The sequence below is a fragment of the Gordonia sp. NPDC003950 genome (assembly GCF_053605205.1).
The window spans coordinates 1-15636 of sequence record NZ_JBSGIT010000015.1 but is presented as its reverse complement, the minus strand read 5'-3'; the positions used below and the strand labels follow the sequence as shown (position 1 = coordinate 15636).

Genomic DNA, 15636 nt, shown 5'->3' with positions numbered 1-15636 from the left:
CGTCGGCTCAGATGGCCAGCACGAGCCTGACCACACCAAAGATCACCCACCCGGCGAGCACAAACTTGGCCACCGGATTCCAGATCAACCGATCGAGTCTCGGCGGCTCCCGGTGCCGCACGCGCTGAGCGATCGCCGCTGCGGCCAGCAGCAGCAACCCCATCAGCAGCGGCAGCCCGAACGGGTGTGCCGCAAAGGATTGCGCCCAATCACCGTGCGCGCCATACACCCATGACCGGGTCAGGCCGCAGCCCGGACAGGGAAGACCGGTCGCCAGCCGGAAGGGACACAGGATCGGGCCGTCGTCGATGTGGGCGGGACTCAGCGCGAGAGCGACTCCGAACCCGGCGACGCCGATCGCACCGGCCACCTCGCTGGGCGCGAGCCGGTGGGTTCGAGTGGGAACGGTTACGCTCATCGACCGGTTCTGCTCAGTCGCGCAATGGCCGGTTGTTGACGTCGGGCACCTTGCCGACGAGCATCAGGATGCCGTCGATCAGGGGCCAGATCGCGCCGACACCGCAGGTCAGCCACGTGACGGCGATCTGTGCGATGCCGATGCCGGTGTATCCGAGGTAGAAGCGGCCGACGCCGAAGCTGCCGAGGAACAGTTGCAGCAATCCGGCGGTGAGTTTGCTCTTGTCGGAGAACAGGCCGGGCACCTGGACGGCCGGAAACGGGTACGGAGCGTCCGCCGACCGGACCGGTGTGCTCGCCTGCAACTGGCCCGACACCGCCATGTACTGCAGTTCGGGAAGGCTCAGCGGCCCCTGTTCCTGACCGAGGATGTTGACGTAGAAACTGCCGGTCGGCTGAGGCCCGTAAGGTCCGGGTTGCTGGTAAGCCATGGCGTCGATGCTAGGCCAGCGGTCCCGTGGTGCGCAGAACCCGTGTCGTGTGTTCGTCGGGCAACGGCCGCACCACCGCGGGCACGACCACGCCTAGCAGACCCTTCAGCAGGGCCTTGGTCATGTCGAAGTAATCGAAGTAGTCGCGCCACACGGTGATCTGCGCGTCGGCGATCTCGAAACGCCCGCACACCCAGAACTGCAGGATGAACCGCCCGAGCCGGATCTCGTCGACACGTTCGGTGAGGACCACACCGGCCTCTTCGTCGGCGCTCACGTTCACCATCCGGTAGTTGAACGAGGCGGGTGAGGCGTCGAACTGTTTGAAGATCCTCTTGACCTTCGCCCGTCCGCGAATGGTGGGCGTCGAGACGTTGGTGTAGGCGATCTGATCGGCGACGTCGATCATTCCCGCGGCGCTGTCCCCGCGGGCGAGTGCGTCCAGAAAGCCGGTGACGATGTCGATGGGGGTCCGTGAGGTCATGGCCGCCAGTATGCCGCCCGTCACCCCCACCCCGCGCGGATATGACATCCGCGCCGTTCATCGGCTATTCTGTTCGGGTTGTCTCGGCGAGGGTGAGTGATCACCGTGATCGGCGCGGCCACGCTACGTCTCCTCTGGCGCCTCTGTGCGAGTGCGCCGCGACGGTCGTGATGTGGGTGTCGGCGCAGGTCCGCATCCGAGAAGCACCGACCGGCCGCCCCGCGGCCCCGCACGAAGGAGAAGCCCCATGGCAAACCAGACCGCCACCCTGGCCGTCACCACCCGTACCGAGAAGGGCAAGGGCGCCGCACGCCGCGCCCGCCGCGAGGGCCTCGTCCCCGCCGTCCTCTACGGCCACGGCACCGGCCCGCAGCACCTGAGCCTGCCGGCCCGTGACCTCGCCACGATCCTGCGTAACAACGGCACCAACGCCGTCATCGACCTCGACATCGAGGGCACCAGCCAGCTCGCGCTGACCAAGCAGGTCGACGTCCACCCGATCCGCAACTACATCGAGCATGTCGACCTGCTCGTCATCAAGCGCGGCGAGAAGGTGACCGTCGAGGTCAACATCGTCGTCGAGGGTGACGCCGCCCCGGGCTCCCTGGTCGTCCAGGACGCCAACACCGTCGAGATCGAGGCCGACGCGCTGTCGATCCCCGAGCAGATCACCGTCGACGTCGAGGGCAAGGAAGTCGGTGTGTCGATCCTGGCCTCCGACCTCGATCTCCCCGAGGGCGTCACCCTGGTGACCGACGCCGACACCCTGATCGTCGCCGTCAACGAGGCCCCGACCGCTTCCGACCTCGAGGAAGAGGCCGTCGAGGCCGGCGCCGAGGTCCCGACCGAGGGCGAGTCGGAGTCGGAGTAATCTCCGACCGACGACTCTCTGGAGTCACAAAACGTGAAACTCATTGTCGGGCTGGGTAATCCAGGTCCGAAATACGAGAAGACACGACACAACATCGGCGCGATGGTCGCCGATCGTCTGGTCACCTCCGCCGGTGGGCGGTACTCGGTGCACAAGCGCTCCGGCGCTGAAGTGGCATCGGTACCGTTCGCCGGCGGTTCGGTGCTGGTGGCCAAGGCCCGTACCTTCATGAACACCACCGGCCGTCAGATCGGTCCGCTGGCGAAGTTCTACTCGGTGTCACCCGAGGATCTGATCGTTCTGCACGACGAACTCGACATCGATTTCGGGCTGGTCCGGCTCAAGCGGGGCGGCGGCGAAGGCGGACACAACGGCCTGCGTTCGATCAGCCAGACCATCGGCACCCGCGACTACCTGCGGGTCCGGCTCGGCATCGGACGCCCGCCGGGACGCCAGGATCCGGCCGACTACGTCCTCAAACCCTTCCCGTCGGCGGCCCGCGCCGACACCGACCTGCTCATCGAGCACGGCGCCGACGCCGTCGACCTGTTGCTGCGATACGGTCTGGAGTCCGCCCAGAACACCGTGCACGCGTGGTGACGCCTGCGGCCGGGGGGCCGCGATGTCACGATGAGGTATGTCGGATGCGACGCTGAGCCTGATCGTGCTCGCTGTCACGGTGGTGCTGTTCATCTGGAATCGGCTGCCGGTGACGATGGTCGCCATCTCCTCCGCGCTGGTCCTCTACGCCTTGGGCCTCATCGACCTGTCCACCATGACCTCCGGCCTCGGGCAGAGCGTCATCGCCTTCATCGCCGCTCTCTTCGTGGTCAGCGAGGGCCTCGAGGCGTCCGGGATCACCGCATGGGCCGGTCGCCTGCTCAGCAACCTGGCGGGCACCGGCCGGTTCCGGGTGATCGCGGCCATCATGATTCTCGCCGCCCTCCTCAGCGCACTCATCACCGTCAACGGTGCGGCCGCCGCCCTGGTGCCGGTGACGGTGTCGGTGGCACGTCACGCCGGGCTGCGGCCGTCCAAGGCGCTCATCCCCCTCGCGTACGCCGCGAGCGCCGGATCGATGCTGACGTTGTCGGGCAGCCCGGTGAACGTGATCGTCGACGAGGCCGCCGTCGAGCAGACCGGCTCGGGATTCGGCTATTTCGAGTTCGGCCTCATCGGTGTCCCGTTGGTGCTGGTCACCATCGCGATCACCGCGACCATCGGCCATCGTCTGCTGCCGATCCGCGAATCCCTCTCGCTACCTGCCGATTTCAGCAGCTACGTGTCGACCGTCGTCGAGCACTACGAACTCGACGCCTCCGGTGCGGGTGATCAGACCTTCCGTCTGCGCGTGGGTACGGAGTCTCCGGTGATCGGGTCGAGTCGACGGCGATTGGAGTTGGCCGACGGGTTGCGTGCCGTGGGCGTGCAGGGCCAGTCCGGCAAGGTGCTCTCGTCGGGCCACGAACTCGCGCCCGACGACGTGCTGGTCGTGTACGGCCGACGTGACGTGGCCGAGAGTTTCGCTCATGCAAATGATCTCACCGTCGAGGACGTGATCGGTCGGCGACGCAACAGGGGCCGATTGGTCGATCGGGACCTCGGCGTCAGCGAGGTGGTCATCCCACCACGCTCGGAGTGGATCGGGCGCAAGGCTTTTCCCGGGATGGTCCGTGCCGAGGACGGACTGCTGGTGTTGTCGGTGCGGCGTTTCAGCTCCGACGTGGGACCGAAGTCGGTCGAACTCGCCGAGGGTGACGCACTGCTCGTCCACGGTCCGTGGCGGGTGATCGACGCACTCGTCGACGACCAGAACCTGATGGTGGTGGCGTCCTCCGAACAACTTCGCCGCCAGACCATTCCACTCGGACGCAGCGCCCCGCGCGCCGGTCTCATCCTGGTCGCGATGATCGTGTTGCTGGCAACCGGGGCGGTCCCACCGGTGGTGGCCGGCCTCCTCGCCGCCGTCGCGATGGTGCTGACCCGGGTCATCGCCAGCGAGCAGGCGTACCGCGCGATCCCGTGGCAGACCCTGGTGTTGATCGCCGCGCTGATCCCGATGTCGGAGGCCATCACCGACAGTGGTGGCGCCGAACAACTCGCGAAGCCCATCGTCGACCTCGTCTCCGGACACAGTGCCTACGTCCTGCTGGTCGCGCTATTCGTGCTCACCGCGGCGCTCGGCCAGTTCATCAGCAACGCCGCGACGGTGCTGATCGTGATCCCCGTGGCGCTGGCCGCGGCCCGCGATCTCGGTGTCGACCCCCGAGGCATCTTGATGCTGACGTGTGTTGCCGCGGCCGCCGCGGTACTGACCCCGATCGCCACGCCGGCCAACATGATCGTGATGAATCCCGGCGGCTACCGGTTCGGCGATTACTGGCGCCTCGGCATCGTCATCATGGCCGCCTGGCTGGTGACCAGCGTGCTCCTGGTGCCGGTGTTCTGGCCGCTGAGCTGAAACGCGCGGCCGAACTGATGAACCGGCGAGTTGAACCGCCGCGTGTGACGCGCCGAACGCCGGGACCATCGGCTCACGTGTGGCGCCCGCCGAGGCGCATACACTCTCCCACGGCGCAACCCGAAGGAGAGACACGTGGGACAACTCGCGGTGAACACCGGACATCAGAATGTGGCGATGCTGGGCATCGGTGCCTACCGTCCCCGACGGCTGGTCAGCAACGACGAGGTGTGCGAGGTCCTCGACAGCACCGACGAGTGGATCTTCGAGCGCAGCGGCATCCGCAATCGACGCTGGATCAGCGGTGACGAGTCCGCGCGGTCGATGGCCGCGGCCGCGGCCGAACGCGCCATCGCGAACTCGGGGGTCGACAAGGAGAAGATCGGCGCGCTGATCCTCGCCACCAACAGCTGGAAGACGAAGATCCCGCACGGCGGCCCGATCGTCGCCTTCGACATCGGAATCAACGGCATTCCCGCCTACGACGTCGCCGCCGGGTGCGGTGGGTTCGGGTACGCGCTCGGCGTCGCCGCCGACACCGTACGCGCCGGATCCGCCGAGTTCGTGCTGGTGGTCGGCGTGGAGACGATGTCGGTGGTGATGGATCCGACCGATCGCAACACCGCCTTCATCTTCGGCGACGGCGCCGGCGCGGTGGTCGTCGGACCGAGTGAGGAGAACGGGATCTCGCCGACCGTCTGGGGTTCCGATGGTGAGAACGCCGAGGCCATCGGCCAGAACTACGACATCCCCGAATACATGGACCGCGCGCAGGAGTTCCAGCACAAGGACCCGGAGACCGATCCGGTCGGCCGGATGGTCGTGACGATGCAGGGCCCGCGGGTGTTCCGCTGGGCCGCCATCACCCTGCCCAAGGCCCTGGCCGCGGTCATCGACACCTCGGGGGTGTCGGTGGACGACATCGAGGTGTTCATCCCGCATCAGGCCAACGCACGCATCAACGAACTGATGAAAAAGAACCTCGGCTTCCCGGAGGATCTCCCGATGGCCAACGACATCGAGAACACCGGCAACACGTCGGCGGCGTCGATCCCGCTCGCGATGGAGGAGATGCTGGCCACCGGCAAGGCCAAGGGCGGACAGACCGCCATGCTCCTGGGATTCGGCGCCGGCCTGTCGTATGCGGGTGCCATCGTCACGCTGCCGCCGGCGCCTGCGGTGAGCAGCTTCGACGGGCTCGACTGACCGCCGATCCTGTTTCCGCACAACCGGTTTACTTCCCGCGCAACCGTTTTGATTCCCGCGTAACCGTTCTCTTCCCGCGCAACGATATGAGTGCGCGGGAAGAGATCGAGTGCGCGGGAGGCCGGGCCGCAAACTCGTGCGGCGAAGGGTCACCGCGGGATCAGCCCGAGGTGACGCAGCCGCTCCTCGAGCATGGGGATGACGGCATTTCGCTCCAGATCCGCCCAGATCCAGCGCGCCACCATCGGTCCGGTACCGCGGATCTCGTCCTCGCGACGCTTCTCCCGCATCACCGCGTCGGCGATGGATTCGCCTGCACGGCGAAATCTCCCGTACTTGCTCAGCCCGTCGAACTCACCGACGAGGAGCCAATCCCAGTCGAAGTCGGTGTAGTAGGTGCGGCCCGAGGGCACCACGATCTTGTGTTGCAGTCGCGGAACGGTGAATCCGGCGACGATGATCTCGGCGCGGCTCCACGATTCCCCGACGCTGCCCGACAACGGGTTCGCCGACAGGAGCGCCTGCTCCGCCATCACACCGTTGCGGCGACGTCGGGTCACGATCATCTCGTGCATCAGCGCGCGGTCGGCATCGCACCGGAGTGCGTGGTCGAAAACCGTCAGCGCCTGGGCGAAGGTGCCCGAGGTGGCGACGTCGACCGCCGTACGTTCGAGTGAGGTGACCGCGACGCCGTCGATCGTCACGATCTCCGTGGGCTCGATCGGTGCCACGTGCACGTGCCGATGGGTGCCGATCGATCCGCCCGACGACGCGCCTCTCGTGACGTGGACGCGTTCCAGATCGGGTTTCAGCAGAGGTAGGCCGTGCATTGTCGCCGCAGATGAGTGGCTGAGCGGGAGTGCGGGTCCGGTAGCCAGCTTCGACGTGGCCACCGCAATCGACCTGAGCCGGTGCAATTTCTGCGCACCGTCATGTCCGTCGAACTCGGCGCTCGGTTCCACGTCGACGCCGGGGATGAGTGTGATGAGTTGGCCGTCTCTGACGTCGTTGGCGCGACGGGCGTCGGTGATGCCCTGCCGAAGCGCCGCGTCACGGCGAATCAGACCGTATCGATCATGGGGATATGTGGTCACGGGAGTTGGACGCAACGCGATGGTGTTCGGTTCCATCGGATTCCGTGCCGTTCTTCCGCGCGGCCGTGCATTCCCGCGCACTCGTCTACTCCCCGCGCAACGATATGAGTGCGCGGGAAGAGATCGGATACGCGGGAGCGAGGTCAGCGCCGCACGCTGTTCTCCGGCGACAGATCCACCCGCCGCAGGAACTGCGCGTTGAGTGCGACGACGACCGTCGACACCGACATCAGGATGGCGCCGACGCTCATCGGCAGCAGGAAGCCGATGGGGGCGAGAACACCGGCGGCCAACGGCACCGCGATGAGGTTGTATCCGGCTGCCCACCACAGGTTCTGCTTCATCTTGCGGTAGGTGGCGCGGGACAGTTCGATGACCGACAGCACCGACCGCGGGTCCGACGAGGCGAGGATGACCCCGGCCGAGCCGATGGCGACGTCGGTACCCGCGCCGATCGCGAGGCCCACGTCCGCCTGCGCCAGCGCGGGCGCATCGTTGACGCCGTCGCCGACCATGGCGACCCGGCGGCCCTCGTGCTGGAGTTCGGCGACGGTGTGCGCCTTGTCTTCTGGTCGCACCCCGGCGTAGACGCGGTCGATGCCGAGGTCCGATGCGACCGTCTCGGCGACGGCCGTCGCATCGCCGGTGACCATCACGACGTCGACGCCGCGGCGCCTCAGCGCGTCGACGGTCTGGCGGGACTCCGGGCGGATCTCGTCGGCCAGCGCTACGGCGCCGATCACCTCATCGTCGGCGAGGACGTGCAGGATGATCGCTCCCTCCTCGCGCCAACTCTGGGCGATGGGCAGCTCGTTGGCGCCCGCATCGTCGAGGAGTGCCGGACCGCCCACGCGGATCGTGCGGCCGTCCACCGTGGCGCCGACCCCGACCGCCGGCGACGAGGAGAAGTCCGACGCCGCCGGAACGTCGAGACCGCGGTTGGCGGCGGCCCGGGTGATGGCCCGGGCCAACGGGTGCTCACTGTCGGTCTCGGCGGCCGCGGCCAGGGCGAGTACCTCGTCGTCCGCGGACCCGGAAGCCGATTCGATGCCGGTGACCTGCGGTTCCCCGCGCGTCAGGGTGCCGGTCTTGTCGAAGAGGACGGTGTCGACGGTGCGCATCGATTCCAGCGCCAGGCGATCCTTGATGAGCACTCCCCCGCGTGCGGCACGTTCGGTGGCGATGGAGACGACCAGCGGGATGGCCAGGCCCAGGGCGTGCGGGCAGGCGATGACGAGCACGGTGATGGCCCGTACGATCGCCGAATCGGGCATGCCGATGGCGGTCCAGATGATGGCGGTGAGTACGGCGGCGCCGAGGGCGTACCAGAACAGCCAACGGGCGGCGATGTCGGCGAGGCGTTGGGCCCGCGACGTCGAGTTCTGGGCGTCGGACACGAGTTTCTGAATCCCGGCGAGGGCGGTGTCGTCGCCGACCGCGTCGACCTCGACACGCAGCCCGGAATCGGTGGCGACGGTCCCGGCGACGACGTGATCGCCGACGTCCCTTCGGACCGTTGCCGATTCACCGGTGACCATGGATTCGTCGACCGATGCCGAGCCATCGACGATGGTGCCGTCGGCGGGGATGGACGCGCCGGGACGGACCACCACGACGTCGCCGACGCGCAGGTCGCCCGGCGCGACGGTGACGATGTCGTCGCCGTCGACGCGTTCGGCCGTATCGGGCAGTAACGCCGACAGCGAATCCAGCGCGGACGTCGTCTGCGCGAGCGAACGCATCTCGATCCAGTGCCCGAGGAGCATGATCACGACGAGAAGTGCCAGCTCCCACCAGAAGTCGAGCTCGTGGTCGAGCAGGTGCAGCGTCGAACCCCACGACGACAGGAACGCGACGGTGATGGCAAGTGCGATCAGGAGCATCATTCCCGGTGCGCGGAAACGTATTTCACTGACCGCTCCGGTCAGGAACGGTCGACCACCCCAGAGATAGATGACGGTACCGAGGATCGGCGACACCCAGCGCAGCCACGCGGCGTCGGGCAGCGTGTAGCCGAGGAGGTCGGCGAACATCGGACTCAGTGCCACGGTGGGGATCGCCAGGACCAGGGTGATCCAGAACATTCGCCGGAATTGGGCGACGTGGTCGTGGTGGCCACTGTGTCCCATGCTCGCGTGGTCCATGCCGCTGTGGTCCATGCCGCCGTGGTCCGAGCCGCTGTGGCCCATCGAGCCATGGCCCATGGACTCGTGATTCACGGACCCGTCATTCATGACGTCATGTGCCGCCTGGGAGCGGTCGTGTTGCGGGGTGGACATACCATCCACATATACCCCTATAGGGTATATGTGGCAACCGTCTCCGCCTCAGGCATTCTCCTTCCGGAAAACCGATGTGCCCCACCAGGTTCCCAGTGTGGCCAGCACGACCGCGGCCAGCACCGACCACAGCACGGCCATCGTGGCGATGTCCCCGCCGAAGCTGTCGCGGACACCGTCGACGATCCAGCGGAACGGCATGAAGTCACTGAGACTCTGCAACCACTGCGGCCCCAGGGTCATCGGCAGCAGGATGCCCGACAGCAGCAGCACCGGCATCATCACCATGTTGATCACCGGGGCCATCACGTCCTCGCTCTTGGTGGTGAGGGCCAGCGCATTCGACGCCGCGGCACACGCGCCACCGATCAGCAGGGTGATGACGATGCCGACGATCACGCCGAGCACCGATCCGCGCATCCCCATGATCCAGCCCAACAGCACCAGGATCAGCGCCTGCACGAACAACTGCAGGACATCACGCATGAGCCGCCCGGTGAGCAGCGCGGTGCGACTGGCCGGCGTCACCCGTTCGGCCTCGATGACGCCTTCGCGCCACTCCCCGATCAGGCTGAAGCCGGCGAACAACGCGCCGAACAGGCCGAGCTGGACGAGGAGCCCCGGCACCAGGAAGGTGTACGGGTTGTCCGCGCCGCCGGGGAACTGTGCGACCAGGGGTTTCAGCAGCGGCCCGAACAGCACCAGGTAGAGGATCGGTTGCAGCACACCGATGAGCACCCAGGCGGGATTGCGCAGGTTCATCCGGATCTGGCGGCGGAAGACGATGTGGGATTCGCGCAGAAAGGTCATCGCAGGGCTCCTTCGTTCTCGAGCTCGGTGGCGGCGGGGTTGTCGGTGGCGGCCTCCGCGTCGCGCAGGGAACGGCCGGTCATGGTGAGGAAGACGTCGTCGAGGGTCGGCCGGATGATCTCGATCGACTCCAGGTCGATGGATTGCGTCGTCAGGTCGCGCATCAGGCCGGGCATCTCGCGTCCGGCGCGCAGCACCCGACCGCGGACGTGACAGCCGTCGGTCTCCACCGGCCCGGCGATGGTGGCGAGCCGGGCGGCGGCCGCGGTCACGTCGCCGGCGTGGGCGACCTGCAGGTCGACGAGGTCACCGGACACCCTGGCCTTGAGGTTGTCGGCGGTGTCGGCGGCGACGATCGTGCCGTTGTCGATGATCAGGATGCGGTCGGAGAGTTCATCGGCCTCGTCGAGGTAGTGGGTGGTGAGGAACACCGTGGCACCACGGTCGGCGCGCAATGCGCGGATGTGCTCCCACAGATTGGCCCGCGCCTGCGGATCGAGGCCGGTGGTCGGCTCGTCCAGGAACACCAGGCTCGGGTCATGGACGAGCCCCATGGCGATATCGAGCCGGCGCTTCTGTCCGCCGGACATGTTCTTGGGCATGCGATCCCACAGGCCGTCGAGCTGCAACCGCTCGAACAGTGCTCTGCCCCGATTCGTGGCGTCGGCGCGCGAGAGCCCGTAGAGCATGCCGTGGTCGACGACCTCGTCGCCGGCCTGCGCCTGACTGAACGTCCCGCCGGCCTGGGAGACGTAGCCGATGCTGCGCCGCACCATGACCGGATCGTCGACGATGTCGTAACCGTTGACGGTCGCGGTGCCGGCGGTCGGACGCAGCAGCGTGGTGAGCATGCGCAGGGTGGTGGTCTTGCCCGCGCCGTTCGGGCCGAGAAAGCCGACGACCTCGCCTTCGGCGATGTCGAGATCCACTCCGTCGACGGCTCTGACCTCGCGTTTGTTCTTCCCTCGTCCGGCCTGGAAGGTCTGCACCAGGCCTCGTGCGTGGATCATGGGTCTCCTCGTCTCGCTGGGTGGATGGCGGTCGCGATGGTGTTATGACCACTGTGCGACCCAGCATTCATCGGATTGCGGACAATGAGTGTCCGCGTACACCGTCTGCTCACGCCTACTTCCAAGTAGTGGGGGTTGTGTGAGACGGTCTATGGCGGATCGCATAGCGGAAGGAACTCACGATGACCGTGATCGCAGAAACCACCGGCGTGAACAACATCGGCATGCTCGGGATCGGCGCCTACCGCCCCGAACGCGTCGTGACCAATGACGAGATCTGCGAGAACATTGATTCCTCCGACGAGTGGATCTACACCCGCACCGGCATCAAGACGCGACGCTTCGCGCGGCGCGACGAGACCGTCGTCGACATGGCCGTCGACGCCGGGCGTAAGGCCATCGCGAACGCCCTGCTGTCCGGCTCCGACATCGACGCGGTCATCCTCGCCACCAACACGCACCTGCTGCTGACCCCGGCGGGCGCGGTCAAGGTGGCCACCGAACTCGGCGCCAACGGTGTCCCGGCCTTCGACGTCACGGTCGGCTGCGCCGGATTCGGGTACGCGATGGCCATCGCGACCGACATGGTGCGCGGCGGCAGCGCCACCCACGTTCTCGTCATCGGCGCCGAGCAGTTGTCGGTGGCCATGGACATGACCGACCGCACCAACTGCTTCATCTTCGGTGACGGCGCCGGTGCCGTGGTCGTCGGACCGACCGAGGACCAGCAACTCGGTCCGGTCATCTGGGGTAGCGACGGCACCCAGTACACCGCGATCGCCCAGGACATCGACTGGGTCACCTTCCTCGACAGCGACCGCGTGCAGCGCCCCTACCTGCGTATGGAGGGCACCGCGGTGTTCCGGTGGGCGGCGTTCGAAATGGGCAAGGTCGCCCAACGTGCCCTCGAGGCGGCCAAGATCGGCGCGGAAAACCTCGACGTGTTCGTCCCGCATCAGGCCAATTCTCGGATCAACGACCTGCTCGCCAAGAACCTGCACCTGCCCGAGGGCACTGTCGTCGCCAACGACATCGAGCACACCGGCAACACGTCGGCGGCGTCGATCCCGCTCGCCATGGAGGATCTGCTGTCCACCGGCAAGGCCAAGCCCGGCGATACCGCGCTGTTGCTGGGCTACGGCGCCGGTCTCAGCTACGCCGCCCAGGTGGTCAAGTTGCCGCCGGTGCCGTTCGAGTGATGCCGCATCCGACGCCTCGCGTCTGACGTTTTGGTGGGCTCCGACCTCGCCCGATAGCCTCGTCAGGTGAGTTCTGATGTTGCCACCGAGGTGAAGCGTCGCCGTACCTTCGCGATCATCTCCCATCCCGACGCCGGTAAGTCGACGATGACCGAGGCCCTGGCGTTGCACGCCCGCATGATCAGCGAGGCGGGCGCCATCCACGGCAAGGCTGGACGCAAGTCCACCGTCTCGGACTGGATGGAGATGGAGAAGGCTCGCGGCATCTCGGTGTCGTCGACGGCATTGCAGTTCAACTACTCCCCTCGAGGTGCCGGCGCCGACGACGAGCCCGCCGTCATCAATCTCGTCGACACCCCCGGTCACGCGGATTTCTCCGAGGACACCTACCGCGTGCTCACCGCGGTCGACGCCGCGGTGATGTTGATCGACGCCGCCAAGGGACTCGAACCGCAGACGCTCAAGCTGTTCCAGGTGTGTCGCCATCGCGGCATCCCGGTGATCACCGTGATCAACAAGTGGGACCGGCCGGGCCAGGCACCGTTGGAACTCATCGACGAGATCAACGAACGGATCGGCCTGCTGCCGACCCCGCTGTATGTTCCGGTCGGCATCGCCGGTGACTTCCGTGGTCTGCTGGATCGGCGCACCGGTCGTTACATCCATTTCACCCGTACCGCGGGCGGCGCGACGATCGCCCCCGAGGAGATCCTGGATGCCGACGCCGCGTCGGCCCGCGAGGGCGACGCATGGAACGACGCTCTCGAGGAGAGCGACCTGCTCTCGGAGATGGGGCAGGATCACGACCAGGAACTGTTCCTCGGCGGACAGACGTCGCCGATGATCTTCGCCTCGGCGATGCTGAATTTCGGTGTGCGACAACTGTTGGAGACGTTGGTCGAGTTGGCCCCGGCGCCGGGATCGCGCACCGGCATCGACGGTACCGTCCGTGAGCCCACCGATCCGTTCAGCGCCGTCGTGTTCAAGGTGCAGGCCGGAATGGATGCCAGCCACCGAGATCGGTTGGCGTTCATGCGGATCGTGTCGGGCGAGTTCGAACGCGGCATGGTCGTCACACATGCGCAGACCGGAAAGCCGTTCGCCACCAAGTACGCCCAGGCCGTCTTCGGTCGTGATCGCTCGACCGTCGACACCGCCTATCCCGGCGACGTCGTGGGTCTGGTCAACGCGACCGCCCTGGCCCCTGGCGACACTCTCTACGACGATCCGAAGATCCAGTTCCCGCCGATTCCTTCCTTTGCGCCGGAACACTTCTCGTCACTGCGTGCCACCACCGCCGACAAGTACAAGCAATTTCGCAAAGGCATGGAGCAACTCGACAGCGAGGGTGTCGTCCAGGTACTGCGCAACGACATCCGCGGCGACACGTCCCCGGTGCTTGCGGCCGTCGGACCGATGCAGTTCGAGGTGGTCACCGCACGCATGAAGTCAGAATTCAACGTGGACACGGTGATCGAGCCCCTCGGCTACACCTTGGCCCGTAAGACCGATGCCGAGAGCGCCGATGAACTCAACCGTCAGCGCGGTGTCGAGGTGTTCACCCGCACCAGCGACGGCGTGCTCCTCGCCCTTTTCAGCGACAAGTGGCGGCTGCAGTACATCGAGAAGGAACTCCCCGACCTGACGCTGGAACCGCTTGTGGCCGCGGCGGATTGACGCACACCGCAAACCCGGTTTCCGCCGGTCGAGCTGCTCTTCCACCCGCCCGTCGAGTGCGCCGCGCGAGCGAAGCGAGCCCCGTGGCGTGTCCGCCGGGCCGAGGTTGTCGAGGTCGAGACCACCTTCGCAATCTGATGCCGGAAACCGGTTGCAGCGCCACCACCCGGGAGCAGGCCGACGTCAGCCGCCTACCGCGGATAGGTGGTGATGGTTTCCCCGGTGACCGGATCGCGCCAGATGACCGCCCGATCGGCGAGCATGGTGGGGATCAGCAGCCCCATGTGTTTTCGTTGGTGGTCCGGGGTGCACAGCGGCATCAGGTTGAACTCCACCGTCCAGCCACCGGTGATCGGATCCTGGTGCACGAATTTCACCAGGTGATCGATCTGGCAGTCACTGGCCGGCCGACCGCACTGCGGATATCGGCACGTGCCATCCAACTCGATGATCTTCTCCCGCAACCAGGCCGGTATCCGATACGTCAACGCACCCGGTGGTGGGAGGAGATATCCGCCGTGCCCGGACGGGTCGATCGGTGCTGCGGGGAACGGATCGTCGAGACGACGCCACGCCGCCGGTATCCGATCCAGCGAGGTGGTGGTGCTGATGCCGGGTATGTCCAGGGTGGGAAACTCGGTGACGGTGACCAACTGTCCCGAATTGATCAACGATCGGGCGTGAGCTTCGTCCACCACGCCGAAGTACTCCAGTCGGGCTTCCCGCTGCCCGGACGGATCGGTGATCAACGACAGCGACAACTGCAAATCGCTTTCGGGTTCGGTGTCGATGTTGGGGTGCGCCTCGGCGGTATCCGTTGCCGCACAATCAGCATCGCCCTCGGTGATCGTCTCGGGAGCGTCGGTCGTCTCGGGTTCGGTGATCTCATCAGGCTCACCATGATCGACGTCCGCGTCGACATCGTCAGACAGATCAGTCGCGTCGCCGTCGACATCGATGTCGAGGTCGGTCAGACCACAGGGCTCATCCGGCAACGGGACCGCCCGCGAGCAGTCACCCCGACCGCACTCACACGACAGGTACGCACCGGGTAGTCCCTGGATTTCGGCGAATGCCGCGACCTGCACCTCGCCCCGACGACGCCGATCACGCGGGCAGATCCGCTCACTGATCATCGTCGCGATCCGCGCCGCCAGATGCGCACCCACCTCACCCGGTGCGTACACCGAGATGCTGCAATGCCCGTTGGTGTCCCGACGGACCCGCACATTCTGGACACGCGCGGCGGCCTCCTCCCGGCGGTCGGCGGCACCGTCGGGATCCAGGGCGATCACCATTTCGGCGACCTGATCCCGCAGGGTCGTATCCGCCTGATTACGTCCGGCGAGTTGCAGTGCACGGGTTTCGGCGAACGCGCGCACATCGTCATCGGACAGGACGACGATCTCGTCGGCAATGATGCGGATACGTTCCAACGACTGGTCACCGGCCAGGAACGCCGCGGTCACCGTCGGGAGCGTCGACAGCAGGAAGCTCAACGTCATCCACGCGGTGGCGTGCGGTACCGACACACCCAGCGCGGTGGACACCTTGCCGGTGGCGGCTTTGTCGACCGCACCGGTGGTGTGCGCGTTGGTCATGTGGCCCGAGAGCAGCATCTCGTCGTATACGGTGTGCCCGATCCGGGCTGCGGAGAGCACCTTCCGGGCGATCAGTTGTCGTTCTTGGCGTTGCAA

14 protein-coding genes are annotated in these 15636 nt (G+C 66.6%); 6 read left to right on the top strand and 8 right to left on the bottom strand.

The annotated features are described in order from the left end of the window. Positions 1-7: 7 nt before the first annotated feature. From ACWETB_RS14520 to ACWETB_RS14510, 3 genes are read right to left on the bottom strand one after another with little or no spacing between them, the layout of a single operon-like run. The gene (locus ACWETB_RS14520; RefSeq protein ID WP_452211844.1) at positions 8-418 is read right to left on the bottom strand and encodes a DUF2752 domain-containing protein; all 411 of its coding nucleotides are present in this window, start codon (positions 416-418) and stop codon (positions 8-10) included. A 13-nt stretch (positions 419-431) separates the two neighbouring features. Further along, positions 432-848, bottom strand: coding sequence for a TM2 domain-containing protein (locus ACWETB_RS14515; protein WP_449744322.1), 417 nt, complete (start codon positions 846-848; stop codon positions 432-434). A gap of 10 nt (positions 849-858) precedes the next feature. Beyond that, complete coding sequence (locus ACWETB_RS14510) at positions 859-1332, bottom strand: limonene-1,2-epoxide hydrolase family protein (protein ID WP_449744321.1); 474 nt, start codon at positions 1330-1332, stop codon at positions 859-861. Between the two features lie 247 nt (positions 1333-1579). On the opposite strand from ACWETB_RS14510, the gene ACWETB_RS14505 reads away from it, so the two are divergent. The 4 genes from ACWETB_RS14505 to ACWETB_RS14490 all read left to right on the top strand — a co-directional run bounded on the left by ACWETB_RS14505 (position 1580) and on the right by ACWETB_RS14490 (position 5870). Further along, positions 1580-2203 (top strand): 50S ribosomal protein L25/general stress protein Ctc, encoded by a 624-nt coding sequence (locus tag ACWETB_RS14505; protein ID WP_452211841.1) that lies wholly within the window; start codon positions 1580-1582, stop codon positions 2201-2203. A 33-nt stretch (positions 2204-2236) separates the two neighbouring features. Next, positions 2237-2803, top strand: coding sequence for an aminoacyl-tRNA hydrolase (gene pth, locus ACWETB_RS14500; protein WP_348809534.1), 567 nt, complete (start codon positions 2237-2239; stop codon positions 2801-2803). A gap of 37 nt (positions 2804-2840) precedes the next feature. Next, positions 2841-4664, top strand: a complete 1824-nt coding sequence (locus ACWETB_RS14495) for an SLC13 family permease (RefSeq protein WP_452211839.1) — start codon at positions 2841-2843, stop codon at positions 4662-4664. 177 nt (positions 4665-4841) lie between these two features. Next, positions 4842-5870: a beta-ketoacyl-ACP synthase 3 gene (locus tag ACWETB_RS14490; RefSeq protein WP_452211985.1), complete on the top strand. Its 1029-nt coding sequence runs from the start codon at positions 4842-4844 to the stop codon at positions 5868-5870. A 149-nt stretch (positions 5871-6019) separates the two neighbouring features. Here the strand turns inward: ACWETB_RS14490 and ACWETB_RS14485 are convergent, their stop codons facing one another. The 4 genes from ACWETB_RS14485 to ACWETB_RS14470 all read right to left on the bottom strand — a co-directional run bounded on the left by ACWETB_RS14485 (position 6020) and on the right by ACWETB_RS14470 (position 11063). Then, the gene (locus ACWETB_RS14485) at positions 6020-6964 is read right to left on the bottom strand and encodes a hypothetical protein (protein ID WP_449744318.1); all 945 of its coding nucleotides are present in this window, start codon (positions 6962-6964) and stop codon (positions 6020-6022) included. A 143-nt stretch (positions 6965-7107) separates the two neighbouring features. Then, complete coding sequence (locus ACWETB_RS14480; protein WP_452211983.1) at positions 7108-9123, bottom strand: heavy metal translocating P-type ATPase; 2016 nt, start codon at positions 9121-9123, stop codon at positions 7108-7110. 168 nt (positions 9124-9291) lie between these two features. Further along, positions 9292-10053 carry an ABC transporter permease gene (locus tag ACWETB_RS14475; protein ID WP_452211837.1) on the bottom strand — a complete coding sequence of 254 codons (762 nt, stop codon included), beginning with the start codon at positions 10051-10053 and terminating at the stop codon, positions 9292-9294. After that, the gene (locus ACWETB_RS14470) at positions 10050-11063 is read right to left on the bottom strand and encodes an ATP-binding cassette domain-containing protein (protein WP_452211835.1); all 1014 of its coding nucleotides are present in this window, start codon (positions 11061-11063) and stop codon (positions 10050-10052) included. The genes ACWETB_RS14475 and ACWETB_RS14470 overlap by 4 nt, the downstream gene beginning before the upstream one ends. Before the next feature lie 182 nt (positions 11064-11245). Between ACWETB_RS14470 and ACWETB_RS14465 the strand changes: the two genes are divergently transcribed. Together ACWETB_RS14465 and ACWETB_RS14460 are read left to right on the top strand one after the other, a co-directional pair. Continuing rightward, positions 11246-12262 carry a beta-ketoacyl-ACP synthase III gene (locus tag ACWETB_RS14465; protein WP_348809530.1) on the top strand — a complete coding sequence of 339 codons (1017 nt, stop codon included), beginning with the start codon at positions 11246-11248 and terminating at the stop codon, positions 12260-12262. Positions 12263-12328: 66 nt separating this feature from the next. Next, positions 12329-13939, top strand: a complete 1611-nt coding sequence (locus ACWETB_RS14460; RefSeq protein WP_449744315.1) for a peptide chain release factor 3 — start codon at positions 12329-12331, stop codon at positions 13937-13939. 191 nt (positions 13940-14130) lie between these two features. Here the strand turns inward: ACWETB_RS14460 and ACWETB_RS14455 are convergent. Beyond that, a partial coding sequence (locus tag ACWETB_RS14455) for a DUF222 domain-containing protein (protein WP_452211832.1) occupies positions 14131-15636 on the bottom strand: 1506 nt, incomplete at its 5' end.

Bases quoted from the DNA above. Each gene is read 5' to 3' on its own strand.
- ACWETB_RS14515 (WP_449744322.1), bottom strand. From the start codon at position 848: ATGGCTTACCAGCAACCCGGACCTTACGGGCCTCAGCCGACCGGCAGT.
- ACWETB_RS14510 (WP_449744321.1), bottom strand. From the start codon at position 1,332: ATGACCTCACGGACCCCCATCGACATCGTCACCGGCTTTCTGGACGCA.
- ACWETB_RS14470 (WP_452211835.1), bottom strand. From the start codon at position 11,063: ATGATCCACGCACGAGGCCTGGTGCAGACCTTCCAGGCCGGACGAGGG.
- ACWETB_RS14495 (WP_452211839.1), top strand. From the start codon at position 2,841: ATGTCGGATGCGACGCTGAGCCTGATCGTGCTCGCTGTCACGGTGGTG.
- ACWETB_RS14520 (WP_452211844.1), bottom strand. From the start codon at position 418: ATGAGCGTAACCGTTCCCACTCGAACCCACCGGCTCGCGCCCAGCGAG.
- ACWETB_RS14475 (WP_452211837.1), bottom strand. From the start codon at position 10,053: ATGACCTTTCTGCGCGAATCCCACATCGTCTTCCGCCGCCAGATCCGG.
- ACWETB_RS14480 (WP_452211983.1), bottom strand. From the start codon at position 9,123: ATGGACCACAGCGGCATGGACCACGCGAGCATGGGACACAGTGGCCAC.
- ACWETB_RS14505 (WP_452211841.1), top strand. From the start codon at position 1,580: ATGGCAAACCAGACCGCCACCCTGGCCGTCACCACCCGTACCGAGAAG.
- ACWETB_RS14465 (WP_348809530.1), top strand. From the start codon at position 11,246: ATGACCGTGATCGCAGAAACCACCGGCGTGAACAACATCGGCATGCTC.
- ACWETB_RS14490 (WP_452211985.1), top strand. From the start codon at position 4,842: ATGCTGGGCATCGGTGCCTACCGTCCCCGACGGCTGGTCAGCAACGAC.